We start from the raw sequence: 23,399 nt of genomic DNA, 5'->3' as shown, positions 1-23,399 counted from the left end.
AGCCGGCGAAGGTCGCCTGCTGGCGGCCCGGAAGCTGGGAATGAAGCTCGTGCCGACGGTAAATGCCGAGCATTTGACAGATGAGCAACTGCGTGCTTTTCGCATCGCCGACAATGCGGCGGCCACAACCGGCTGGCTGGAAGACGCCTTGCGCCTGGAGATCACCTCACTGGAAAAGCTGGAGATCGATCTCACCCTCACCGGGATGAACCCGGAGGAGCTTTCAATCTGGAGGGGCGCTGGAAACGGTGCGTCACCTGGTGGGGATTCGGCTCCAGTAACTTCAAGCGACAGGACCGGCAATGAGAGCCCGCTAGGCAATCTGGTCTATCGGCCGACGCTCAACAAGAAGCGAAGCGTCCGGTTCCTGAGCGTGAGGAAGTGGCGTGCAGGTACCAAGAAGGAAGACCTCGAGAAGCTCAAGGAAGCGAAAAAACGCTGCGAACCAGAACTGCTCGACGCCATTGCCCGGGAGTTGGCCGAGGTGGTTTTGCAACTCGTCCGGAACCCGGCGGGCTCGTTTGTGACGGCGCCGCCCTCGAGCAAACGGTCGGGCAAGCACTTCGCCACGGAGATCGCAGAAAGACTGGCAGCCGAGCTTGGCCTCGAATTCTTTCAGGCCTTTAGGAAGCGCCCGAGAAAGCGGTCCAGCCATCCCCGCCATTTTGCCGAAAGAGGAGAGGTCAGCCTTAGGGAAGGCGTCCCGGCTATGCCCTGCATACTCGCAGACGACGTGGCCACCTCAGGTACCACCATCGAGCAGTGCGCCGCGGCTTTGGGCAAAGAAAGGTTCGTTCTTCCTATCGTCTGGATCTACGAGGAGGAGGTGGGGGAGGAGTCATTATGACGACCTTTTTGCCGAGCTTTCTGGCGTGGCTTATGGCGTTTTCCGTGCCGCCCTTCCGGTCTTCAGAAACAAAGGCGACGAGCACGTCGCAACCATCCGCTATCAGCCTGTTTCTGGCGTAGTAGGCTTCGGCGTACTCCCACCGGCGGCGACAGTTTTTCAGCTCGGGCAGGTGTTCCACGGTCTCCAGACCCCTGGCCCTCGCGGCAGCCACGGCCCAGGTATCCACACCCCGGCAACCGCCCGATATGACGACATCGCCCGGCGCGAGCGCGGCAACGAACCGCTCCACGCTCTCCCGGTCCTTGCGTCTTCTGGAGAATACCGGGATGCTCTTTAATAATTTAGTTGAGCACATAAACAGAAGCCAAAAACGGCTCGTCGGAGGAATCGAGGGAATTGACTACAATTGTTGCTTATTGACAGTCGGTACGCATAATGGCTGATGCAACCTTGAGGATGCCCTCTAGGAAATTTTCCAGGGAAGAATCGGTGGTCAGGATTGACAGCGCTGGCTGAAGCCTTCGGCTGCTAACTTGTTGCCAGGATACCGCCTAATTGCCCGTGAATTGGTAGTTGAAGGCAGAATCAGTAATGATTGATTCCAAAGATCTGCTGCCGATTTCACAGGGAGGCGAACCGTTCATCGAATCTTTCTGTGACCAGCCTCTCGAATTCCCTGCCCAGGTACTGGCGATCGCGAATGAATTCAGCTTTGCTCTCCTGCCACAGCGCGAAAAGGTCCGCTTTCGACTGGCAGCAGTCGATCTTACCATACAGTGCTTCCAACCTCTTGTTTCTCAACCGGTCCAGATGAAACTCATACATATCCCGCACCAGCTGGGCCTGTTCATCCGAGAAGCCGTTTTCCTCCACCAACCTGAGGAGCTTCTTGAAAAGCTTCTCCAGGCTGACAAAATCCTGTTGTTGCTCCATTTTTTCGCTGGTTTCGTTGATTGCCAGGGCTACGATTTCCTGCAGGCGCTGATGAAAAGTGCTGCTAAGCATCCTCTGATAGTCCTCGGTAAAGTAGCCGATGTTCCTGAGTTTCTTGAGTTCCCGGTGGTACAGTTTCTTGAGACTCCCTGCATCTCTGCTAGCTGCCAGTCTTGCCAGCACTCTGTCAACGCCCAGGCGGTCCTTGAACAAGACCGTTACCACCGACTGCTCTGTATCGCAGCGCAGAATGAGCCCTGTCTTGGCAGACCTCAGTCTGGCCACCAGGCGGCCATCACTCAGAAGCTTCTCCAGGCTCAGCCTGTTGAGCTCCTCGCTGAGCAATTGGTGCCGAAAGTCAATGGTCAGATTCAGTTCCTGGAAGTTGAGCACATGGGGCGGCCTCTTCATATACCTGTCAATGGCCTGCAGACAAATTATGAGAAGCTTGAGCCAGGCTCGAACTTCCAGATGACCGGAGAGGTATTCGAAGCCAAAGATCCGCAGCAGATCCTGGCCGGGACTGAGCTTCTGCAGCAAACCCCGGCGGCAATCATCTCCGAGGGCAGCAAGCTCCTGGCATACCTTCACAGCAAGGCCGAGTTCGCTTTCGAACTTCCGCAGTCCCGTGGTCTTCAGACCCTTCTTGTGGTAAATGAAGTTGAGTGGCATGCCCAGAGAATGCATCTGCACATCGATAAAATGAACATCTGCAAGCCCTACCATACGAAAGAGACGCTCCACAGCTGCCACATCTTCACCCTTTGTGCGCCTGCCGGCCTCATCATCTGGCAGCTGCAGCCAGTGCGGCAAAGCAAAAAGACGGCTGTCGCTAAATTCACTTTGGGCGGCTGCGGTGAGCAGCGTCCGCCCCTTCAGTTCAATCAGGTGCTCCACATAGGATTTCCAGCTGAGCTCTCCTCGCAGCACCTGCAAGCCTGCCTGCCGCAATCGTTGAAAGCGGTCGAGCACATCTTCCACCAGCACACCTTCTCTATAGGCTGCAGCAGCGAGGACAGAATGGAGGAAAAAGGCTTCGAAGAGCAGCTCATCTCCCGGCGAGGTGACCGCCTCCAACCCTAGAGGCGAGATCTCGCCCCGAATCACCTGGCCAATGAGACCGTGGTATTCAATGAGAAATATAGTCAACTGCCGCACTCTGCCGCTGATAGCCAGTGATTCGAGAACATCTCCCTTTCTGAGGATGTCGGCCCCTGCCTCGGCGTGCGATACTCTGTTCGACCATTCCCTGTAGTCTTCCAGATACAGGGCCAGCTTGCCCACTTCTTGCAACACCAGCGCCACGGCCAGAGCCTGCAAGAGATCTGGCTCGGTAGAGAATCGTTCCACAATATCTTCCAGCGCATCGATCTGCGCATTGCTGAGGCCAATGGCGTCCCCTGTCATGGGGCCAAATTGCTGCTGGGCCAGTTTGTAAAAAAGCTCGCTGTCCTGCAAAGAATCCCTGTCCTTGCGTACCAGGGCTTGAAACTTCTTCAGACACCGCAGCACATAGCCAGGGATCGTCTCACCTGCATAAATCTGTTGGCTGGTGCCTATGCGGTATAGCTGCCAGAATGTGGGCAACAGGTAGGCCCCTATGGCAGGACAATGCTCCTGGAGAACATGCAAATTGTCATAGAGATTTTCAGGGTTAAAGAGGCTGCTCAAGAAGATCTCTTGCAGTTCATCTGTAAGTCCTTCAATAGTTCTCAGCTGTTTCTCCAGGAGATCGTTATTGCCTGAACGGCGAGATTCCAGGGCTCGCAGATGTTCATAATAGCTCGTTGTCTCCCTGAACAGCAGATTCATCTCCCTCAGATCAACAGGAGAAATCTCATTGAGCCCGCTCTGTTTGATGGAAGTCAGCACTGACTTCAGTCTGGCCACATTTTCATGGACGTCAACGAAGTTGACCTCCGTATCCCGGCCTGCTTGATTATATTGCAACTGCAGCCCGCTGTCAGAAATGTAAACAACCGTGCCCTGCCCGAGCTCCTTCTTGACGCCAGCGAGATAGTCTAAATGGAGATGCTCGAAATCTAGTGTCTCGAGGGCTGTACGTACCTTGCCGAGGCGATCTCTATTGTCTTGCAGCTCATAGCGTACAAGAGGGTTGAAATTGATGATATTTGCCGGCGAACCATTGATGGTGATCCACAGCAGTATGAAGCCGGCGCGCGTTCCCAGCAGGGGCAGCAGATGGCCAGTACCGTGGAACTGGCAGTTGAGAAGCTTCCTGAAAAAATATGGCCGACTGAACGCCTTTCGACCATAAAAACGTCTCTTGAAGCTGTCGGCAATCCTTACCAGTTCCAGGACCTGCTCTATTTGCTCCAGCCTGGCTGGATCGTAGCCTGCCATGGCTTCTTTTTGGAACGGCCCCTTGCGTCTCAATTCGGGCCAGCTGTCCACGTATTCGAAAAGATTGAACATTTTGAGCATTTGCCGTATTGCTACACTTTGAGCTCCGCCCAGGGCGCCAACCTGCTGATCGTGAAGGGTATCCCATTCCATTTGCGGATTAGCCGTCACCCGGATGGCCTCATCATAGAGGTTGAACAGCTCTTGCCCCTGCTCCTTGGTGAGCCTCTCGCCTAGGGCAGCAGCAATTTCAGCCATACTCATCAGGCGAACGACTCTTAGCAGATCAACGATTTCCTCGAGCCCGTGAGTTTTCACCTGGTCAGTAATCGACTTGAGCGTCTTTTCTGGAAGTTTGCCGAAAGTAATCCGCCCCATAGTTGTGTGGCCAACCACAATAAGGTAGATTTCTCGCAACAGTGCAGGCGGCATTCCCAGCAGCTCTAGTTTTTCCAGGTTTTGCAGCACTCTGGTGTGTTCTCCTTCAACACCGTCAGGATTGAGCATCCCCTCTAGTCGTCGCAGAGTTTTCACCTTGTGGAGCAACTGCTTTATATGTTTGAAAGCCTTGTAACGGTTTCTAGGAGCGGCAAAGGGATTGTGCAGTCTATTTAGATCGAGCTCTGACAATAGGGGAAAATCTCTATCGCGCAGCCTGATCAACACTTCGAGCACGGCCAGCAAATAGGTAAACGTATCCCGGTATTCAGCCAGCAGCTTCAAAGAGCAGCCAGCCATGCCTTTGGCTCTTTCCTGCTGCTCTAACTGTTGCAGACGTATGGAGGCCTCTCTCTTGCGGCCGAAGTAGACGACAATGTTTTCCGGAAAATCATCTTCTATAATATACTTTTCCTGCCAGTTCTCCCTGACCGAGGCAGTGAGCTTGCTGTAGCAGGCGAGCGTCGTAAAATATGGTCCCGCCACCTTCTGCCAGCGGCTCTCTCCATCAGTGTCAGCAACTCTCGATACCTTCAGGTCAAGATGCGGCATCGCATCGATTTCCGACAGGGTTAGCTGCTGCGGATCCTTGTCAGCAGCTAACCTGCGAAGGTCTTCACCATAGACAAAGATACCGCTGAGATAGCTATAGAAATCATCCAGATGTACGCGTTGGACAGTGCCGCTGGCGCCACGATACCTTTTCCTCGACCTGTAGGCATGCGTGAAGAGTAGAAAATTGTGCAGGTCTTCCTCGCTCTTGAATTCGAGCCAGACCTCTTTGTTCGCCCTGGGAAACGGTTTAGGGGCCACAATCAGGAGCAGACCGTCCTCCACCAGCAGATCGTAGATCTTTCCTGCTATGTAGGTGCCGTACTTGGTAGTATTCTGTTTTGGCAGGGGTCCCCCATCCAGCCTCTTGATATTCAGGGAGATGAGCAGATCATTGAGATCTTTGGGAACGATCACCACATCGCACAGTTTCTTCCCCTGGCGAAGTTTTTTCAGAGAATCTAATATGAGGATCTTTCTGGCAGACATCCGCGCAGTGATTTCGTGTACCAGGAGGTCCCTGGACGGCGCCAGCAAGCCAATAGTCAGGTGCTCCCGCATGCTGGCGCTGATTTCCTCGTTGAGTACGCGCTCGATTTCGTCCACTGTGTCCCGGATATCTTCCAGAGAGTGACTCACCCAATTGATGGGAATGAGAAAATATTGCTCCCCCTTGCTGCTCAATCGTATGAGAAGGCCAAGTTTGCGGTAGATGCTGTTGATTTTCTTATAATGGTGTCTCAGGGCAGCAGCATTCCTGAAATCCACCTTTTCAAGAAATTCCAGTTCACTGGTGCTCAGTTTCTCCCCATGCTCCACAATGCCGAAACCATAGGCATTGCCGCCGAATCGACTGGCAAGAAAGGGCGGATGATCTCTGGCCACAAAGGTGCCCACTGGCACATCCCGGGCGTCGATGCCCAGAGAATCGTAGTCCCTGGGAGCAATGAACTGGTAAGAAGTAAGAGAAGAACGAATTCCCGACGGCAGCTGACCGGTGGCTGCCGCTCGAGAAGATCGCTGTTTGCTGGCTTCAGTCATGACTTGGTCGCCCTGTGGCCCTGGCCTCCAGGCCCTGCAAGGTCAAATCTGTCCAATTATAACACACGATTCTAGCGCACAGCCGACTGCTTTGCTGCCTTGCTGCTGCGCCGGGATTTCAGCCGCAGAAGCCCCGGGCTCTGATGAAAGTACATGAGCGGGCTTTCATAGCCAGCCTCTATAAACAGGCTTTCCAGCATGTCGAAAAGCACAGGCCTGGTCGGCCAGGTGTAGTACTTCTCCTGGCGTTTCAATCTTGCCCACCAGCGGGCAAGCTCTCCGTTGCCCTGGGCAAGGTGCCTTCTTGCCTCCTCACAGAGGAACATCTCACAGATCACAGGCTTCAAGCGCCACAGACAGCCAGCAGACGTCAAGTAGACGCAGTTCGGTCCGCCCCTGTCACTCTGCAGGGCGGCGAGCAAAGCATCGATTTCTTTTTCGGTCGACACCAGGACGTTCAGCACCACGTCAGCAAAAAAAGTAATGATGCCCTCTCTGCCGCAGCAGGCACTTGTGTGGCTGACAAAACACTTCTGCTGGCAAAGATCTGCCAGATGCTCCTCCTGGAAAGTCCTGACCGCCTTCCGAAAGCGGAGGTAGTTTCGTATCCTTCGACGCAGCCTTGTTTCCTCAGCAGCAGAAAGAGCCGCCATATAGTGCCGCACCATGACAAAGGCTTCCATCTGCTGCTCATTGTAGAGGCTCAATGCAGCCAACTCTATCCTTTCTGTCGAGGACGCACCCTCCGGGCTTTTCTGCACCTGATAAGCCGCCTGCTTTGCAACCGGGCTCGCCATGTCCATTTGCGGTCAGTTGATGGCTGCTTCACTGCCGCTCCCTGCCTCCCCTGGGCGCTTCCACAGCCACTGAGCATGAACAGCGCCGCCGCGCAGCGACAAGCAAGTCCAGGCTGCCGCCGCACGGCTGCCTTGTTTCGGGAAACCATTGCCAGTCCAGCCGCCTGCAGCAGTGTTCTCTGAAGGCCCCTGACATCTCATAGTTCATAGAGCGTCTCATCCTTTTGCGGCGGCCGCCTCCTGGGTGTCACCGCTTTGCGCCCCTGAACTGCAAAAGGATCTTCTTCCTCCAGAATGTCACCGAGTTCTTCTTCTATCTGTTCAGGATCTTCACCGGCTTCCATCCGCCGTAGTGCTTCCTGCATGCCGGCGCCGAGCTCCAATCCGGTCATATCCGTGAGCTTGCGCATGAGTTGGGCAGCCTGTCTCGGGTCATCTTCGTTCATGTGCTCTGCCTCATGCGCCAGTGCCGCCATTGCCTTTTCCAGTTTGCTGTCGTCAATGTCAGGCAGGCCGCTGTCGTCTTCTTCCTTGAGACCCCGCAGCACAGCAAAACGCGACATCTGCCGGCTAAGCCTCGTAGTCTCACATTTGGGACACAACGGTCGTGCTTCGGTATTGATGCGCCGGGAATAGAAATTGAACAACATGTGACAGCGTGAACAGTAAAATTCATAGATCGGCATGGTTTCTCCCCCAGATACGACGAATAGAGTTAGCCCATAAAAAACAACCACCTGTTCCTTGGTAAAGAATTTGTCCGAAAAAGTCAACGCGCACAGAGGGCAATGAACCGTTGACTCCTGACAGATCATGATGATAAAGGTGCTGCTATCATAGTCGGCCGCTTTATCGCAGAGGTAGTGCAATGACAAAACTGCCCCTTGTTCTTGCCACACGAAACGCTGGCAAAACAGAAGAGATCAGATCTATTCTGGCTAAATTTCCGATAACTATCAAAAATCTCACTGATTTCGGCCCAATCCCAGAAGTGGTGGAGGATGGGCAAACCTTCGAAGACAACGCTGTCAAGAAAGCCCGCTTTGTAGCCAAAGTGCTCGGCCTGCCAGCCCTGGCAGACGACTCCGGCCTGATGGTGGATGCCCTGGGCGGGTTGCCCGGAGTGAAATCAGCTCGCTTTGCCGGGGAGAATGCCACAGACGAAGAAAACAATGCCAAGCTCCTCGCCGAGCTCACCGGAGTTGACAACCGGGCGGCCTCTTTCGTCTGCGTAATTGCCATTGCTGTTCCCTGGGGGCCGGCCCTCATTTACGAGGGCCGCTGCCAGGGATCTATTACCACCGAGCCAGTGGGCAGCCAAGGCTTCGGCTATGACCCTCTTTTCTATTATCCGCCGCTCCGCAAGACCTTTGCCCAGCTCACCACCGAGGAAAAAAACCGCATAAGCCATCGCGGCCTGGCGCTGCAGGAGTTGGCTAATGAGTTCGACAAGGTTCTGGTGTGGCTGCGCCAGCGTCTTGCAGAGGCCAACTGGGTCTGGCCCGAGCTTTCCTAGGAAGGCTCAGAGACCAACCTGTTGAAGGCCGCCTGCTCTTGCAGATTAGCCTCTGCTGTTGTTATCCAGCAAAAAATAAAGCGGGTTCTGCCAGCACAACCCGCTTCACTGTCCATACTCTTATCTATTTTCTTTGTTCTGGCCTTCCAGGGCATCCCCAGAAGAGGCGGCTGTGATCAACCCAAACTTTCAAGAAGCGGGAAAACCTGTCAGCCTCTTTTTTCCTCCTTCGTATCAACAACTGCAAGAGCCGCCACAATTGCTTGCGGCTGCAAGGTTTGAACTGATGGAAAAGCCAGCCTGGTAAAGATCTTCGACAAAATCAACCTTTATTGGCTTGGCCTGCTCGAGCAGCCTGGTATCCACCAGGTAAGTAATTCCATTCACTTCAAAAGTCTCATCGTTCTCTCTAGGCTCATCCAGAGCCATGCCAAGGGATGGCCCACCTCAACCCACTTGAGAGACAAAAATTCGAATCGCCGAAGTGATATTGCGCTCCTGCATGTATTCTTTCAACTTTTCTCCAGCCTTCTCAGTAACCTCAAGCATCAAAATCCCTCCTTCACTACAAGGTATCTGCATATCACAGCGTCAACATGCTAAATTAAGCGACCAGGGCGCCACTGTCAAGCATTTCCCGCAGTGGAGACAGCTTTTTTCTGGGCCTGGGGTTCGGCAAGATTCCAGCAAAACATCCTGTGAGAAAAGCAGGGCCTGGATCCTGCCTGACCGCCACTTTCCTGCGCAGGCTCTTCGGGAAAAAATCAGTGACTGATCTTGATGATATGCTCTTTTTCTACCGTGAAACTGTAGCGGCCACCAAACCGATAATTTTCCAGCACATAGGAGGTGCTGTCTTCCGCAATTACTACACCTTTTTGCTTCTTACCGCTGTCCAGAGTGATCTCAACCATCTTGCCAATGAGGCTTTCCTTCTGCTTCTGGATTCCCTGGCGAATACTCTGCTCTATGTCCTCGAGGGAGACCGCCGTACCCTTTTTGCCAAAAGAGTAGCTCGCAAGTAAAGCATCATAGTATTTCTTCAATTCCTTGTACTGCGGCTCAACTGCAATGAGGCTGGCAATAAAATAGCTCTTTGGGTTCTGGTCAAATATAGAAATCACCATGTGCTTGTCTGCCAGGGTGCCTTCGATTTCAGTCACTACAAAATTATTAATTTCTCGCTGTCTTGACGCAATATTCTGCCCGCCGCTCTGACGCATGGTCAATTGCAGCGTCCGGGCAAGGTCGTCTGCCATGTCCTTGCTCCGGCTGTACAGCTGGATGCTGGCATCCATGTGCGGCACTTTGAAACGAATGCCGTACAGCATCTTCTCCTGGGACGGAATGTCACTCTCTTGCCAGTCAGGCGGGTAAGTGATGTGGGAGGAGTCGGGAAAATCGAACCTCCGCCAATTGCTGGTGTCCACTCCAGCTGCCGGCAGTCTTGCCACGGCCTCTTTAGAATTGGGGCGAACTGCTGCCACCTGCTGTCCGGACGGCCCTACCGCAGTAGATTGGGCTTTCTCCTCCCTGCCCTCTGCCTTCTTTCGGGAAGATCTGGCTTCAGCCTGGCTCTTTCTCCTATTTACGCCAGCCTCTGCTTTGCCTGGACGTTCTTTTGCTACGCTGGCCACCTGCGTCCTGTTGGCGCCGCTGCTCAAATCTCTGGCCATCAGCACCAGAAAATAGCAGAGGTAGCCGACAACAATGCCACCAACCACAAGATAAAGGCCGAGGATTGGATTGCGCCGCAAGTCATGTACGAAGAAGCGCCGCAATTTTAGCTGGATATCAGACATTGCTCAGCTCACGCTATCCCTTGCTCTCTATTCACCATTTGCCAATGGGAAAAACTCGTTGAGGCGCCCGGGGTTCTTGAAACCATTTCTCTCAATGGACTATTTTTCTTTGACACAAACTCCAGCAAGCAACCCCACTTGCAACAAGTCAACATGGAGTTGAAATGCAAAGCTCATACCACCTCCGGGAATCTGTCTGCAACAAACAATTGCCGATAGTTCAATAGCAGCCTCATACAGGCTGTTCCTGTTGACTCTGCTGGTCTTCCATACGGCTCACATGGCGTTGAAACGGGCGGCAATAGGCATTCTTCTCCCCATGCCAAAAGCCTTGCTGGTAACTTTGAGACCTGGCGGAGATTGCCGCCGCTTGTATTCATTTCTGTCTACCGACCTGATTATCCAGTGCACTGTCTCACGATCAAAGTTCAACGCCACAATTTCCTCAAGAGAATAGCCCTCGTCCACATAATAGTGAAGAACCGCGTCCAGCAAGTCATAGGGGGGCAGGGTATCCTGGTCCGTCTGGTCTTGCCGAAGTTCTGCAGAGGGAGGTTTGCGCAGAATTTCCTCGGGTATCACCTCTGAATGCCTGTTTATAAAAGCAGCCAGTTCGTAGACCATTGTCTTGGGCACATCGGAGATCACACTCAGTCCGCCGCTCATGTCCCCATAAAGTGTACAGTAGCCAACTGCCAGTTCGCTCTTGTTGCCAGTGGATAGCACAAGGTAGCCAAATTTGTTGGACAGGGCCATCAGTACGTTCCCTCTTATTCTTGCCTGGATGTTCTCCTCGGTGATATCTGCTTCTTTCTCCTGGAAGTGCTCCTGCAGAGAGGCAAGATATGCTTGATAGATCGAGGTTATGGGTACAGTTTTCAGAGCGATCCCAAGATTCCTGGCCAGTTTCGCAGCGTCAACCATACTGCCCCGGGAAGAGTAGGGGCCAGGCATGGAAACGGCTATGACATTTTCTCGGCCCAGGGCCTCGGTTGCAAGACAGCAGGTGACAGCTGAATCGATGCCCCCAGAGAGCCCGAGAATGGCTTTGCGAAAACCGCACTTTCGCATATAATCGCAGATACCCAGAACCAGTGCCTTGTATACGGTAGCAATCTCCTCCTCTGGCTGATACCTTCCAGCAGACTCTGCCGGCTCCAGGCTGACAATCTCCACCTTTTCCTCGAAGCTCGGCAGTACTGCTATCACCCTGCCTGCACCGTCCACACACAGACTTCTGCCGTCAAATATGAGCTCATCATTCGCTCCCACCTGATTTACAAAGACAAAGGGAATGCCATGTCGACACGCATGGCTGCGGGCGATTTCGTACCTGATCGTCTCCTTGCCCCTGTGAAAGGGTGAGGCGGCAATGTTGACGATAATAGTCGCTCCCTTATCAGCAAGCGCAGTGATGGGGTCATAATCGTAAGGGCACCGCTTCCATAGCACAGGATCATTCCAGGCATCTTCACAGATAGATATGCCCAGAGTCTCATCCTTGAAAGAGATTACCTCACTTTCTCTGCTTGCATCGAAATATCTGGCCTCGTCAAAGACGTCGTAGGTGGGCAGCAGGGCTTTGTGTTGACAAAAAACAATCCGCCCCTGATAAAGAAGCAGCGCAGAATTATGCAGCCCCTTGCCCACGGCCACCTCGCTGGGCCAGGGGGTCCCCAGGAGTATACCGGTGGCCGGCCACTTTCTGGACCATTCCCGCAGACGATCAAGGGCTTCTCGGGTCTTGCCAATGAACGAATGGTTCTCCAGAAGATCCCGCGGAGGGTAGCCCACCAGAAAAAGTTCAGTAAAAACTACCAGATCGGGTCTGTATTTGCCACACTCTTGCAGCACCTCCACAATTCTGGCCAAGTTGCCTTCGATATCGCCGATGATCGGGTTCAATTGGGCCAATGCGACTTTCATGTGCGCTGTTTTTTTGCCTTTATTCAAAAAAAGAGAACATAATATCCTGCCAGTCTTGCTGTCAGGCTTTTCTTTGTCTATGGGTTAGCCACGACCCTGTTGACTGGATTCTCGGGATAGGAATACTCCTGAGCAGTGAAACCAGAGCATGCCGTCCTGGCAACCAAAGCAGAGAGGTACAATTTATGGTTTGTTCTCTTCTGCAAGTCCGAGTCTGCCCACTGTGGCTGTCGTTATTATTGCCACGATGCTTGCCGGCTCTGTCACCTGCCGTTCTTTTCTTTTCATGAGCGGGCTACTCTCCCCAGCCCCAGCCCGCCTAATCAGATCTGGCCCTGGCCTGCTCCTCCTCACTCATGGTCCATAGCGGCGTACCGTCTTTGGTCAGGCGCACCTTGAACTGAAAATATTCTCCCTTTTTCACTTTGGAAGCAATGAAGATGTCCTCCTCATTTATCTCAGCCCAGACACCCTTGACTTTGACTTTGTCATTTTTCTTGATGCCCATTGCCTTCGGGTCAATATACCACCTGGGGCCCAGATGCACGGTTATGACATCACCCGAAGGATCTTTGACAAGCAAGGCAACACCGGGAGACATTCCCGGCAGGGGAACCACTTCTGTGATATCCACCACCTTTCCTTTGATCCGGTCACGCTCACTGGCAATGTAGAGTTTATTATAGGCACTGCCCTTTTGCCAGCCTCCCATGTCCTTCGGCTTATCCTGGCCGTAGCACGGGTTCATTGCCATCACTCCGAGAAACAACGCCCCAACCAGAGCACCCAGCACGCATGGCAGCCATCTGCTCATTTTTTCCCTCCCTCTAACAGAATGCTCTTTTTTCTGCTGGTCCGCCAGCCCTCTGTTCCGCACATCCCTCTTGCTTGTCACCCTAGAGAAAATGGCAGCAGCATTTTCTGCCTGCTTCAGTCCTTCAATTCTACCCTTGTTTCCTCTCCAGGTCACCCCTCGAGACCTCGCGGCGGCCAAATTTCTCCTCAAGCCGGAATTTCCTGGCCCCGGAACAGACCAGTACACAGGAGACGACCGCCATCTAGCCCCTCTGGGACCACCACTGCTCGGTGTCAAGCAGCAACTGCCGCAGCCAAAGCTGTCGGCGCCACCATCCCTGAGTGTCGCCATGAATTTGGCAGCTGATTTTATCCAAGCACTGCTAGCCGGGTTCACCCGGGAATGTGAAAGTGATTCTGCACCACCTCTAGAGCCGAGTCTATTGGCTCGCTTGCCACCACGTGGTCTGCGCACCTGGCAACCTCATCCGCGTATGGACACACAGCAACACCCAGCCCTGCAGCAGCCAGCACAGGGATGTCAGCTCTGCCATCTCCGAAGGCTACCACCTGTTCTGTCCCTACCCGGTAGCGAGCCAGAATTTCGCGCATCACGGCACCCTTGTTGTCTTCGCCAACCTTGACTATTATGCGGCCTGTACAGACGCCGCCGTCAAAGTGCAGTTCGTTGCTTATTACCTCTGCCAGACCCAGGTCACGTGCTGTTATGTCGTTGAATACGGACAGTCCTGTGCTGATGGCCACACAGGGAATGGATTTTGCCCTGAACCAGGCTATCAGTTCCCTGGCCCCCTTGCGGAGAGGGTTCTCTTGGAGGGCGGCTGCCATAGTCTGTCGGCTGTATCCTCGCCACAAAGAGGCATCGAGCCGAGCCCACTCTTCATAGCTGATTTCCCGCCTCTGCCAGAGCTCTACAAGGCCTTCGGCCTGCTGGTGCACTCCGAGATACTGGTGCAGCTGAACCCAGGGATCACGTACCCTGCGCAGGGTCCCGTCGATGTCAAACAATGCCAGTGCGAGTCTTTTCTTGCTCACGTGATCTAACAACCAGAAAGGTGTGCCTCCTGTCAGTTTATGGGCAGGGCTTCGCCGCAGCGATCATTTTTGCTATGGCCACATGGTGCTGCTGCCGAGCATAGTCTATAGCAGACTTGCCCTGCGAGTCGCGCAGGGCGACATCTGCACAGTGGGAGAGCAGAACCCCCACCACTGCTTTCTGACCATAGCAAGCAGCAAGTATCAAGGCACTTTTACCAGAGACTTCCTGAGCGTTCACCTCACTTCCACGGGCGAGCAGTTCTTCCACCACCCTGGCATAGCCGTCACTGGCAGCCAACAGAAGCGCTGTCCTGCCCAGTCGGTCCCTGGAGTCGGCAATGGCCCCGTGGTTGAGAAGCGTTTTGATCACCGCAATGTGCCCATTGCTGGCCGCAACCATCAGGGCAGTGGAGCCATTGGTGCTGCTCGCATTCACTTGCGCCCCTTTGTTCAGCAACATCTGGACAATCTCGAGGTGACCAAACTGGGCGGCCTGCATCAAAGCGGTCCAGCCAGCCTTCCCTTTGATGTTCACCTGCGCGCCCCGCGCCAGGAGTTCCCGGACAATGGCTGTGTCGCCATTGTATGCTGCCTTCATCAACGGAGTCCAACCAGAATCATTCCTGGCATTTACTGGCGCTTGCTTCTGGAGCAACAAGCGCACCTGATTGAGGTCTCCTTCTTCAACAGCCTGCATCAACTCCCGGGAGAGATCTCTGCCAGCAGCCCACAGGCCACCTTGCAACACAATCATCAGCAGTATAACTGTGCTCGCCATGACAGAGGTTAGTCTTCTCATACCAGCCTCCCGCATTCCTCTGTGGGAATTGTCAGCCCGAGCAGCAATTCCCCGAATGCCCGAATCTGCCTAAAAATATACTCTTTCTCCAGCACTTTAAGCGCTGGCCGCCGCACTGCCTTCCGCCGAGCCATTGCCTGTCAATCGCTGGCACCACCTGGCTCCCAGAGGCAGCCCGGCAGGCAAGCTTCATGGTGGAGCCTCAGCGCAACATTGCCAGCGCGCATGTGCTGGCTGTGGCGCCCCCCACCTCCTGGCGGCAAACCTGTCAGCAGGTGCCAATCTTAACAGTTCACCAAGATGCCAGAAATGGCGGTCTCAGCCCGCAGAACCCGTCATCTTTGGGCGGCAATTCATAAAATATGCCTGTCGGCTCATCACTGTTCTTCAGTTCTCCCGGCAAGCATGATATGAATAACTTTTTTGGCCAACATACACCATGTGCCCGCGGGGGTGTGCTATTCCTCTCAAAATGAGCAGGTCTGCGTGGCTTTCATATATGGCCCTGCTTTCAGCCATGATTCTCTGGGCAGGCTCCTTTGTCGCCCTGAAAATCGCCTTTCGCAGTTATGATCCCATAGTGGTCATTTTCGGCCGCATGGCAATCGCAGTTGTCTGCTTTTCATTTTTCGCCAGAAAGCTCAGACCTGTTCACTATGAAAAAGGCCAACTGCGACTGATACTCTTCATGGCCCTCTGTGAACCATGCCTGTACTTTCTCTTCGAGGCAAAGGCTCTTGAATACACGGCCGCTTCTCAGGCGAGTATAATCGCTGCCATGCTGCCGCTGCTGGTGGCTGTTGCCGCTCATTTTTTCCTGAAAGAACGGCTTGGCAGGAGAAATATCACCGGTTTTGTCATTGCCATCCTTGGCTCCTGCTGGTTGAGCCTCACAGCCGAAATCTCGGAGAGCGCGCCCCATCCGGTCCTGGGAAATTTTCTCGAATTCATGGCAATGGTATGCGCCACCGGCTACATTGTGACCTTGAAGCGGCTGACAGCCACCCTGTCGCCATTTTTTCTTACAGCCGTGCAAACACTGGCAGGCTGCCTCTTTTATCTGCCTCTGCTGTTTCTACCCTCAACGACCCTGCCTTCGCAAGTGGCTCCCACTGCCCTGCTGGCCATGGTTTATCTTGGCGCTTTCGTCACTTTCGGGGCTTACGCACTCTATAACTTTGGCGTCAGCCGAGTTCCGGCCAGTCAGGCATCAGCTTTTGTCAACCTGATTCCCGCCTTTACCATACTGTTCAGCTGGCTTAGCTGGCTTATACTGGACGAAAAGCTTACCTTTCAACAATACCTGGCCATGCTGTTGATCTTTCTGGGCGTCTTTCTCAGCCAGGACCAATCTGCTGCTGGCACTTGAGTCTTGTCCGAACCTGCAGCCCGCGAGATTGACTGCTGCACCGGCTGCTACAGGCCGCACAGGACCATGAGCGGCCACTGCCGCCCTGCCAGAGCACATGCTGGCAAAGCATTCGTCCATTCCATACATCACAGGTTGATGGCAAGATGAAAGTGCACCCCTTTCACTGGCCGACTGCTGGCGGCTAACCTTGGAGGCTGAGCTGCGGCCAGTATTACAATGGCGCCATGGGCAATTTCTTGCCGAAATAGATATCAATACAGCACAACCCGGGCTAAAGCCTGCAGCTGCCAACACCTTGCCATGCCTGCAAAGCCCTGTGACGCCCGGGTGACCATACTGGTTGTCTTGTGCACTTTCATCTTGCCATCAACCACTCACACTACCGGCTCACATCTCTGCCTGACAGCGGCCTGGGTTGCATTGCTGTCTGGCGCTCTCCCTTTTCATCTTTTCTTCCTACTGTTTGCCGGCAGGCACGAGCTTTATAGTGAAGTCCTGGAAGCGCTTTTGCAAAACGACTTTTAGAACAATTATCGAGACCATGATTCCTGCCAGATTCCCGAGGACTCTGCCCACAATGGGCCCCAGTTCAGCCAGACCCACCAGAGCCAGCAGCAGGCCGCCGACAAACCCCAAAGCAAAGGCAGCCGCCAGGGAAAACAACAGACAGCGCCAGGCATAGCTCCACCAGATCTTCAAAGCCCGCGCCCAGGTCACCTCGAGAGCTAGGCTGGAGTCGACCGGCTGCTCTGCTGGGCTGTTGTCTCGACGTTCAGTCTGTCCTCCGGCAGGGTGGCTTGCCGCCACCTGCTGCACCGGGTTTGCTGGCCTCACCTGGATTGTTCCCTGACAGCTTGGACAGGCAACTTTGCCGCCCTGCGCTGGTATCCTGCTGTCAGGAATTCGCCCCACGACTCTGTTGCACCGTGTGCAATAGATCTGCATCATTTCCTCCTCTATGCCAACAGTTCGACAACGGCCAGGTCCAGACGCGTGCACCTCATATCAGTGGCCCGGCCACGGCATGCATGAGAATGCAAGATTCGTCCCAACAGCAGCCCCATCAATCTTGCTGCGCTCGAACTCCTGGCTTCAGGGGAAAATCAGGCAAATTATGGCTGCTCCCTTTCATTTTTTCTGATTAATGTCGCTGGAGCTCCAACCAAAAATAGTGCAGCACATTTCGGCAAGGAAACGATTGTGCAGCGAACTATAAAAGACCCTCGTATTCGACCAGAAAGCGCGCCAGGTCCTGCTGGCAAAACCAGGCAGCATCCCACAGTTCGTGTTCGACCAGCAGTGCATACTGCTTTTTGAACAGATAAACGACCGCAGGAATCTTGCTGCCATTTCGCACCACACAGTGAACCCTGCCCCTGCGATAGTATTCGCCTTCGAACGTGTCCAATTTCTGCAGATCTTCCTGGCTCACCTGGAGGTAGAGCAGCCCTTTGACGACGCTTGCCGCTGGGGCAGCAATGATTGTGGGATAGCTCTGCCCTCGTATCCTTCGCCTCTCGTAGCCATACAGCCAGGCTACTTCTCTGGCATAGGCATTCCCTACCACTTTCTGCCACACTTGCGAAAACATCAACGAGCCGTAGGCAAAAACATTCATATTCACTCCTGCCTGCTGCTCAGCAGCCTCAGTCTCTGCCGCCAGCAGTGGCAATCAACGTCCATCACTGGCAGGGCAATATTGCTTATTCTCAACCAGATCATGCCCCAACCCGGTCAAAACAGCCACGGCCCTGTCCGCCTGCCTGTCTCGCACCAGCAGATAGTCCGTCTGAAAGGTAGAAACCACGAAGACGCTGATGCCCCTGCCGGCCAGTGCCGTTGTCAGAGAGGCCAGAACACCGAGCAGAGCAAAATCCAGGTGCGCTTCTATCTTCAAACAGCGCCAGCCTCTTTCACATTCGATCTCTGGGGGCACTTTGTCTTGCTGGCAGACAATAGAAAGCTCTTCTTCAGTGTGGGTCACAGAGAGAAACTCCCTGCCAGAGACCCAGCATGGAACCTCGCTGCCAGCAGGCAGTCTGCAAATGGCATAAATCTCGGGAAATAAGGAAATAGTGAACTTCATCTCTGCCGCACTACATTTCATCAGTTTCCCCTTTCGGCGGCAATATACTGCTTCAGATTCATACATGCTGGCCTATTTCCCCGGCAGCTCTTTTTTTCCTCTTTGAACATGAGCCCCGGCACTGCTATGATAACAGGCCATCTCATGGGCAGCCCACAGATCCTGAACAGCAGCGCCGGATTTCAGCCGATTTTCCTGCACCCTGTGGATCGTACTTATTCAGGACATTGCTGGAGGGCTGCCGTCGGCAACAGGGACGCCACCTGGGAGCAAACATGCCATGGAAACAGTAACTGCTTGCACCCTCGACTGCCCTGATTCCTGTTCTCTGCTGGTGCGCCGAAGCAGCACAGGCGCTCTTCATATCAGGGGCAACCCCAGACATCCTGTAACTGCAGGGTTTACCTGCGCCAAGATCAAACGCTACCTTCGCAGGCTGACAAGCCCCAGCAGGATCCTGACGCCGCTGCTTCGCCAGGGCAGTGGCCATCGTCCCATCAGCTGGCAGCACGCCCTGGACCTCTGTGCAGAGCACCTGCAAGAACTGCGGCAGCAGCCTCAGTCCATTCTGCACGTCTATGGTTTTGGCGACAAGGGTCTTTTGAGTCTGGCCAGCAAATTCTTCTTCAACAGACTGGGCGCCAGCTCAGTGAGAGGCTCTCTCTGTGATGATGCCGGCATCGCAGCCTGCCTGGCTGACTTTGGCTCACTCGACAGCAATGATGTCACCGACCTGGTCAATGCACACAGCATAGTCAACTGGGGCAAGGATCTCAGTCGAAGTTCTATCCACCTGGCTGCGCTCGTGCGCCGAGCTCGTCAGCGCGGCGCCAGAGTGCTCACCATATCCCCCGGCGGAGACGGCAACCGGGTCTTCTCCGATTTCATGGTGCGCCTCCGACCCGGTACTGACCGCTTCCTGGCCGCTGCAGTAATCCGCCTGCTCTTCGACCGCCAAAAGATTGGCCAGCGCTTGCCCAGCCGCAGCAGAAACTGGCAGCTCTTCCGCTCCTTGATTCTGCAACAGTCAGCTGCCCAGCTCGCTGCCTGCTGCGGCGTGGAACTGCAGGATGTGGAGCAAGTCTACTCCTTCTACCAGAATAGCGAGCCAACCGCTACACTGCTCGGCTGGGGTTTGCAGCGGCACCGATTTGGGGGCGAAAATGTCCGTTTCATCAATGCCCTGGCATTTCTCAGCGGCAACATCGGCATCTCTGGAGGTGGCAGCTATTTCAATATCTCCTCGAGCCGCAACTTCAATCTGGATTTTCTCACTTCCGCCACAGACTCTTCGCCCAGAACACTGCTTCTGCCCCGGCTCGGCCGGGAAATCCTGGCAGCCACAAACCCTGCCGTACGCATGATCTGGGTGAATGGCTGCAACATCATCAACCAGGCCCCTGAATCGGGTCTCCTTGCCAAGGCCTTCGCTGCTACAGATTTTTCTGTGGTGGTGGACAGTTTCATGACTGACACTGCAGCACTGGCGGATCTGGTGCTGCCGTGTGCTCTTGTCTTCGAAAAGGAAGACGTGGTGGGCTCGTTTCTTCACAACTACGTCAACTATGCCCGGCCAGTAGTCAAACCGCCAGAGACAGTGCGCAGCGACTACTGGATTCTCTCTCGCCTGGGTGCCAGACTGGATCCTCCTGTGCACCTGCCCGATGCCGAAGATTTTATCCGCAGGGCGCTCCAGTCGCCTTATCTCGACACCACTCTGGAAGAATTGCGCCGCACCGGCTACGCCAGGGCAATGCACCCCCACATCGCCTTTGCTGACACTGGTTTTTCCCACCCTGACGGCCGCTACCACCTACCCACTGAGCTTCACCATGAACCGGCAGCGCCTGAAGAATTTCCCCTGCAGCTGCTCAGTCTGGTGCGCCGCCACTTCATTCACTCCCAGATTTTGCCCGAGGAACACCGTCTTCCCCCGACGATCTGGCTCGCTCCTGATTCTCCTGCCCTGGCAGGAGTCGATACCAGCAGGCCGCTTTACCTGGTCTCTCCTCTGGGTCGCTTGAGGGTAACGCTGAAATTTCGCCAGGGACTCCACCCCCAGGTGGTCATCTATCGCCGCGGCGACTGGATGAGGCTGGGAGGCGGCATCAACCAGTTGATCAGCAGTACCGTGACTGACCTGGGTGAAACTGCAGCCTTCTACAGCCAATATGTACGACTGGAAAATGGTTAGGCGAGGCCCTCCTTTGGCTCTGCTTGATGGCGACCTTACTCCCCGGCCTCCAACTCCAACCTGCTCGGCTGATATTTGTCAGAGGCAGGGCCAGAGTTGCCACTTCCTCCTTGGCTTGTTGACTATGGTGTGATAAATTTTTCACTCCATATGCAGGAGGTGCTATTCGGCAACCACTCTGTTCATTATTGTGCCCGGCCACCTATCTTTTTCTTTTGTGAACATTACGAGGAGTTGCCTTGGTCCAGATCTCTGATCTCAAAGATTACGGTATTTTCGCGGAACTAGACGCCAGTGAACTCGGCCTTCTGGCCAGAATCGGCTCGGAAGAATACTGCACAGAGGGTGAGGTGCTCATTCAGGCCGGGCTGCCTGCCCGCACCCTCTACGTGCTCCGACAGGGCAATCTCATGGTGGCCTTTCCGGATGGCCGGGCCATTACCCTGCATCAGCCCGGCAGGGTTGTAGGCTGGTCAGCACTTATCAGCCCCTCCTATTACACGGCTTCGGTCATATGTCTCACAGATTGCACTTTCATTGCCTTCCCTGGCTCTGAGCTGCTGCGCCTGGTGAGAAGCAACGTCACCTTTGGCACCAAGATCATGCGCAAGATTTCCGAGGTAGTGAGCAGACGACTGCCTCTGTTGCCAGAAAAGGAAAAGCGAAGGATCAGTTCCGGGAGGTAGCTTTATGGGTGGTTTCTCTGCCATCAACAGCGCAAATGGCTGGTCAGTTGCTGCCCTGGGAATTTCCATTGTCTTCACGGGTCTGGCAACTCTCACTCTGGTAATCTATTTGCTGCCCTATCTGTTGAAGTGGTGCTCTGCCCGAGCTGGTGCCCCCCTGAGCGATCGTTTGAAAAAAACGGTCATCAGAGTCAAGGAGGCAAAAGCCGTGGCTGACCTCAGCCTTGCAGAACAGAGCATCGATGCCGAATCTCTGCGAAATGCCGAAGCAGCCTTGCGTCTGATCACCTCCAGGCTGGGCGAACCTTTCAAGCTGCCACAATTACTCGATATAGCAGAAAAACGTGGCCTGGCCCGACCCTATGCCACCGTCAACCGTCTTATCCTGAACAGGAGGATCCTGGCTGGCGCAGATGGGCTATTCCGCTGGAGCAGTTCCTCAGAAAAGGCAAAGGCCACAACTGAAACTACACCACCAGGCCAGCCCGTTTGAGTCATTATTAGCTGCTCTCGGGGGACAAACCATGGACCTACTCCTTACTTTTCTGCACAATACCGGGTTTGCCATGGCGGACTATCGCCACTTCATAATGATTGGCGTCGGTCTGCTCTTTCTCTATCTGGGCATCGCCAGGCACTATGAACCCCTGCTGCTGGTACCTATAGGCTTTGGCATCCTTGTTGGCAATGTCCCCGTGTTCAAGGGGTTGGGTCTCGGCATTTACGAGAAAGGTTCGGTACTCCACTATCTTTATTTTGGTGTTCGCCAGGGAGTCTACCCTCCACTCATCTTTCTCGGCATTGGCGCCATGACTGATTTCTCCACCCTGCTCGCCAGACCCAAACTCATGTTGCTGGGAGCTGCAGCTCAACTGGGAGTATTTGGCACCTTTCTCGGCGCTCTTTTCGTGGGCTTTGTTCCCAGAGAGGCAGCTTCCATCGGCATTATTGGTGGGGCAGATGGGCCCACTGCCATCTTTCTGTCAGCTAAGCTTGCGCCACACCTCGTTGGTCCCATTGCCATTGCCGCCTATTCGTACATGGCCCTGGTTCCGGTGATTCAACCCCCTGTCATGCGGCTTCTCACTACTCGTCATGAACGTCTGATCAAGATGAGTGATCCACGTCAGGTGAGCAAGCAAGAAAAAATTATTTTCCCCATTGTGGGCTTCCTTCTTTGCTGTTATCTGGCGCCCGCAGCACTGCCGCTCCTGGGCATGCTATTCTTTGGCAATCTCCTCAAAGAATGCCTGGTAACCGAGAGACTCGCTCGCACGGCCCGCACAGCTGTCATAGACACAGTGACAATAATACTCGGTTTCACTGTGGGCGCCTCCACCCAGGCGGACGTCTTCCTCACTGCCAAGTCCATTGGCATCTTTGTCTTGGGCGCCTGCTCCTTCATGGTGGCAACTGCTGGGGGGGTACTTTTTGCCAAGCTGATGAATCTGGTCTCCAGAGACAAAATCAATCCCTTGCTCGGAGCTGCTGGGGTGTCTGCTGTGCCGGACTCGGCCCGTGTTGTCCAGATAATGGGCAACCAGGAAGATCCCAGCAACTATCTGTTGATGCATGCCATGGCTCCCAACGTCGCCGGAGTCATAGGATCTGCCCTGGCTGCTGGTGTTCTCTGGAGTTTTATGGGCTGAATGGGGCGGAAGATGCGACCATGGAAATCGCCTGCTGTGGGCGAAGAGATAGACGCCAACTGCAGCCGCTGTAAGGAAGAAACCATCCACCGTGTAGTGGCCATGGTAGACGGCAGGGTGCACCTGGTCATCTGTACCCGCTGCGGCAGTCAGCACAAGTACCGGTCTTCGCTCCTGCAGCAGCGGCAACGGGTAGCACTGCCAACCGAGCGGCAGGCAAGAGTGCTGCTGAAGCTCGAGGCAGCCCGCCGGCCGCTTCCCAAAGAACCGCTCGCCGAGTGGCAGCGGTGGCGGCAGGCGTCCTCTCAGGTAAAACCTCTTTCTTACCAGAAAAGCGCTGGCTACAGTGAGGGCGAATCACTCCGCCATCCTGTGTTCGGCCTCGGCTTTGTGCGCAAAGTCCTCAGCAGCACCAAGATGGAAGTGGTGTTCGAAAAAGAGGTCAAGGTGCTGGTAATGAACCAACCTCGCTGATCCTGCTCTTCATATGCCTCCCGCAGCCGCCAGCTGAGAGCCACCTGCTGGGCAGCCGGCGGTCTC

At 54.4% G+C, this 23,399-nt stretch carries 22 protein-coding genes; 8 read left to right on the top strand and 14 right to left on the bottom strand.

All coding sequences use genetic code 11. The annotated features are described in order from the left end of the window. Positions 1 to 40 precede the first annotated feature (40 nt). A complete protein-coding gene (locus JRI89_12895; protein MBW2072134.1) occupies positions 41 to 847 on the top strand; it encodes a hypothetical protein in 807 nt (268 codons plus the stop codon). On the opposite strand, the gene JRI89_12890 is transcribed toward JRI89_12895, so the two are convergent. The 4 genes from JRI89_12890 to JRI89_12875 all read right to left on the bottom strand — a co-directional run bounded on the left by JRI89_12890 (position 801) and on the right by JRI89_12875 (position 7,661). Next, the gene (locus tag JRI89_12890) at positions 801 to 1,076 is read right to left on the bottom strand and encodes a hypothetical protein (protein ID MBW2072133.1); all 276 of its coding nucleotides are present in this window, start codon (positions 1,074 to 1,076) and stop codon (positions 801 to 803) included. The two genes, JRI89_12895 and JRI89_12890, sit on opposite strands and share 47 nt — an antisense overlap. A 395-nt stretch (positions 1,077 to 1,471) precedes the next feature. Continuing rightward, positions 1,472 to 6,178, bottom strand: a complete 4,707-nt coding sequence (locus JRI89_12885) for a hypothetical protein (GenBank protein ID MBW2072132.1) — start codon at positions 6,176 to 6,178, stop codon at positions 1,472 to 1,474. 71 nt (positions 6,179 to 6,249) lie between these two features. Continuing rightward, a complete protein-coding gene (locus JRI89_12880) occupies positions 6,250 to 6,975 on the bottom strand; it encodes a hypothetical protein (GenBank protein MBW2072131.1) in 726 nt (241 codons plus the stop codon). A 197-nt stretch (positions 6,976 to 7,172) separates the two neighbouring features. Next, a complete protein-coding gene (locus tag JRI89_12875) occupies positions 7,173 to 7,661 on the bottom strand; it encodes a zinc ribbon domain-containing protein (protein ID MBW2072130.1) in 489 nt (162 codons plus the stop codon). Between the two features lie 182 nt (positions 7,662 to 7,843). Between JRI89_12875 and JRI89_12870 the strand changes: the two genes are divergently transcribed. Next, positions 7,844 to 8,491 carry an XTP/dITP diphosphatase gene (locus JRI89_12870; protein MBW2072129.1) on the top strand — a complete coding sequence of 216 codons (648 nt, stop codon included), beginning with the start codon at positions 7,844 to 7,846 and terminating at the stop codon, positions 8,489 to 8,491. Between the two features lie 234 nt (positions 8,492 to 8,725). On the opposite strand, the gene JRI89_12865 is transcribed toward JRI89_12870, so the two are convergent. The 7 genes from JRI89_12865 to JRI89_12835 all read right to left on the bottom strand — a co-directional run bounded on the left by JRI89_12865 (position 8,726) and on the right by JRI89_12835 (position 14,872). Continuing rightward, the gene (locus JRI89_12865; GenBank protein ID MBW2072128.1) at positions 8,726 to 8,920 is read right to left on the bottom strand and encodes a hypothetical protein; all 195 of its coding nucleotides are present in this window, start codon (positions 8,918 to 8,920) and stop codon (positions 8,726 to 8,728) included. 18 nt (positions 8,921 to 8,938) lie between these two features. Then, positions 8,939 to 9,040 (bottom strand): Fe-S cluster assembly protein HesB, encoded by a 102-nt coding sequence (locus JRI89_12860; GenBank protein ID MBW2072127.1) that lies wholly within the window; start codon positions 9,038 to 9,040, stop codon positions 8,939 to 8,941. Between the two features lie 215 nt (positions 9,041 to 9,255). Next, positions 9,256 to 10,293 carry a hypothetical protein gene (locus tag JRI89_12855; protein MBW2072126.1) on the bottom strand — a complete coding sequence of 346 codons (1,038 nt, stop codon included), beginning with the start codon at positions 10,291 to 10,293 and terminating at the stop codon, positions 9,256 to 9,258. A gap of 276 nt (positions 10,294 to 10,569) precedes the next feature. Beyond that, positions 10,570 to 12,219 (bottom strand): NAD+ synthase, encoded by a 1,650-nt coding sequence (locus JRI89_12850; protein ID MBW2072125.1) that lies wholly within the window; start codon positions 12,217 to 12,219, stop codon positions 10,570 to 10,572. A 319-nt stretch (positions 12,220 to 12,538) separates the two neighbouring features. Next, on the bottom strand, positions 12,539 to 13,033 hold the full coding sequence (locus JRI89_12845; GenBank protein ID MBW2072124.1) for a hypothetical protein: 495 nt from the start codon (positions 13,031 to 13,033) through the stop codon (positions 12,539 to 12,541). Positions 13,034 to 13,407: 374 nt separating this feature from the next. Next, complete coding sequence (locus tag JRI89_12840; GenBank protein ID MBW2072123.1) at positions 13,408 to 14,082, bottom strand: HAD family phosphatase; 675 nt, start codon at positions 14,080 to 14,082, stop codon at positions 13,408 to 13,410. A 25-nt stretch (positions 14,083 to 14,107) separates the two neighbouring features. Continuing rightward, on the bottom strand, positions 14,108 to 14,872 hold the full coding sequence (locus JRI89_12835; GenBank protein MBW2072122.1) for an ankyrin repeat domain-containing protein: 765 nt from the start codon (positions 14,870 to 14,872) through the stop codon (positions 14,108 to 14,110). Between the two features lie 472 nt (positions 14,873 to 15,344). On the opposite strand from JRI89_12835, the gene JRI89_12830 reads away from it, so the two are divergent. Beyond that, on the top strand, positions 15,345 to 16,241 hold the full coding sequence (locus tag JRI89_12830; GenBank protein MBW2072121.1) for a DMT family transporter: 897 nt from the start codon (positions 15,345 to 15,347) through the stop codon (positions 16,239 to 16,241). Positions 16,242 to 16,700: 459 nt separating this feature from the next. On the opposite strand, the gene JRI89_12825 is transcribed toward JRI89_12830, so the two are convergent. The 3 genes from JRI89_12825 to JRI89_12815 form a co-directional block, all read right to left on the bottom strand. Further along, positions 16,701 to 17,192 carry a zinc-ribbon domain-containing protein gene (locus JRI89_12825; protein MBW2072120.1) on the bottom strand — a complete coding sequence of 164 codons (492 nt, stop codon included), beginning with the start codon at positions 17,190 to 17,192 and terminating at the stop codon, positions 16,701 to 16,703. Positions 17,193 to 17,454: 262 nt separating this feature from the next. Further along, on the bottom strand, positions 17,455 to 17,868 hold the full coding sequence (locus JRI89_12820; protein MBW2072119.1) for a gamma-glutamylcyclotransferase: 414 nt from the start codon (positions 17,866 to 17,868) through the stop codon (positions 17,455 to 17,457). A 48-nt stretch (positions 17,869 to 17,916) separates the two neighbouring features. Beyond that, on the bottom strand, positions 17,917 to 18,330 hold the full coding sequence (locus tag JRI89_12815) for an ACT domain-containing protein (protein MBW2072118.1): 414 nt from the start codon (positions 18,328 to 18,330) through the stop codon (positions 17,917 to 17,919). A 280-nt stretch (positions 18,331 to 18,610) separates the two neighbouring features. Here JRI89_12815 and JRI89_12810 point away from each other — a divergent pair, with 280 nt between their 5' ends. From JRI89_12810 to JRI89_12790, 5 genes are all read left to right on the top strand, one after another. Further along, positions 18,611 to 20,524: a molybdopterin-dependent oxidoreductase gene (locus JRI89_12810; protein ID MBW2072117.1), complete on the top strand. Its 1,914-nt coding sequence runs from the start codon at positions 18,611 to 18,613 to the stop codon at positions 20,522 to 20,524. Positions 20,525 to 20,763: 239 nt separating this feature from the next. Further along, positions 20,764 to 21,210: a cyclic nucleotide-binding domain-containing protein gene (locus tag JRI89_12805; protein MBW2072116.1), complete on the top strand. Its 447-nt coding sequence runs from the start codon at positions 20,764 to 20,766 to the stop codon at positions 21,208 to 21,210. A 4-nt stretch (positions 21,211 to 21,214) separates the two neighbouring features. Further along, entirely contained in the window at positions 21,215 to 21,703 is a 489-nt protein-coding gene (locus JRI89_12800; protein MBW2072115.1) for an OadG family protein, read from the top strand. Between the two features lie 31 nt (positions 21,704 to 21,734). Then, the gene (locus tag JRI89_12795) at positions 21,735 to 22,859 is read left to right on the top strand and encodes a sodium ion-translocating decarboxylase subunit beta (protein MBW2072114.1); all 1,125 of its coding nucleotides are present in this window, start codon (positions 21,735 to 21,737) and stop codon (positions 22,857 to 22,859) included. A gap of 12 nt (positions 22,860 to 22,871) precedes the next feature. After that, positions 22,872 to 23,333 carry a hypothetical protein gene (locus JRI89_12790; protein ID MBW2072113.1) on the top strand — a complete coding sequence of 154 codons (462 nt, stop codon included), beginning with the start codon at positions 22,872 to 22,874 and terminating at the stop codon, positions 23,331 to 23,333. Positions 23,334 to 23,399: the final 66 nt, after the last annotated feature.

The sequence above is a fragment of the Deltaproteobacteria bacterium genome (assembly GCA_019309045.1).
Classification (GTDB): Bacteria; Desulfobacterota; Syntrophobacteria; order BM002; family BM002; genus JAFDGZ01.
This window is presented reverse-complemented; position numbering and strand designations above follow the sequence as displayed.

Coding starts and splice junctions, on each gene's coding strand:
- JRI89_12895 (MBW2072134.1), top strand. CDS start 41: ATGAAGCTCGTGCCGACGGTAAATGCCGAGCATTTGACAGATGAGCAA.
- JRI89_12885 (MBW2072132.1), bottom strand. CDS start 6,178: ATGACTGAAGCCAGCAAACAGCGATCTTCTCGAGCGGCAGCCACCGGT.
- JRI89_12880 (MBW2072131.1), bottom strand. CDS start 6,975: ATGGCGAGCCCGGTTGCAAAGCAGGCGGCTTATCAGGTGCAGAAAAGC.
- JRI89_12875 (MBW2072130.1), bottom strand. CDS start 7,661: ATGCCGATCTATGAATTTTACTGTTCACGCTGTCACATGTTGTTCAAT.
- JRI89_12870 (MBW2072129.1), top strand. CDS start 7,844: ATGACAAAACTGCCCCTTGTTCTTGCCACACGAAACGCTGGCAAAACA.
- JRI89_12865 (MBW2072128.1), bottom strand. CDS start 8,920: ATGGCTCTGGATGAGCCTAGAGAGAACGATGAGACTTTTGAAGTGAAT.
- JRI89_12860 (MBW2072127.1), bottom strand. CDS start 9,040: ATGCTTGAGGTTACTGAGAAGGCTGGAGAAAAGTTGAAAGAATACATG.
- JRI89_12855 (MBW2072126.1), bottom strand. CDS start 10,293: ATGTCTGATATCCAGCTAAAATTGCGGCGCTTCTTCGTACATGACTTG.
- JRI89_12850 (MBW2072125.1), bottom strand. CDS start 12,219: ATGAAAGTCGCATTGGCCCAATTGAACCCGATCATCGGCGATATCGAA.
- JRI89_12845 (MBW2072124.1), bottom strand. CDS start 13,033: ATGAGCAGATGGCTGCCATGCGTGCTGGGTGCTCTGGTTGGGGCGTTG.
- JRI89_12835 (MBW2072122.1), bottom strand. CDS start 14,872: ATGAGAAGACTAACCTCTGTCATGGCGAGCACAGTTATACTGCTGATG.
- JRI89_12830 (MBW2072121.1), top strand. CDS start 15,345: ATGAGCAGGTCTGCGTGGCTTTCATATATGGCCCTGCTTTCAGCCATG.
- JRI89_12825 (MBW2072120.1), bottom strand. CDS start 17,192: ATGATGCAGATCTATTGCACACGGTGCAACAGAGTCGTGGGGCGAATT.
- JRI89_12815 (MBW2072118.1), bottom strand. CDS start 18,330: ATGAAGTTCACTATTTCCTTATTTCCCGAGATTTATGCCATTTGCAGA.
- JRI89_12810 (MBW2072117.1), top strand. CDS start 18,611: ATGGAAACAGTAACTGCTTGCACCCTCGACTGCCCTGATTCCTGTTCT.
- JRI89_12800 (MBW2072115.1), top strand. CDS start 21,215: ATGGGTGGTTTCTCTGCCATCAACAGCGCAAATGGCTGGTCAGTTGCT.
- JRI89_12795 (MBW2072114.1), top strand. CDS start 21,735: ATGGACCTACTCCTTACTTTTCTGCACAATACCGGGTTTGCCATGGCG.
- JRI89_12790 (MBW2072113.1), top strand. CDS start 22,872: ATGCGACCATGGAAATCGCCTGCTGTGGGCGAAGAGATAGACGCCAAC.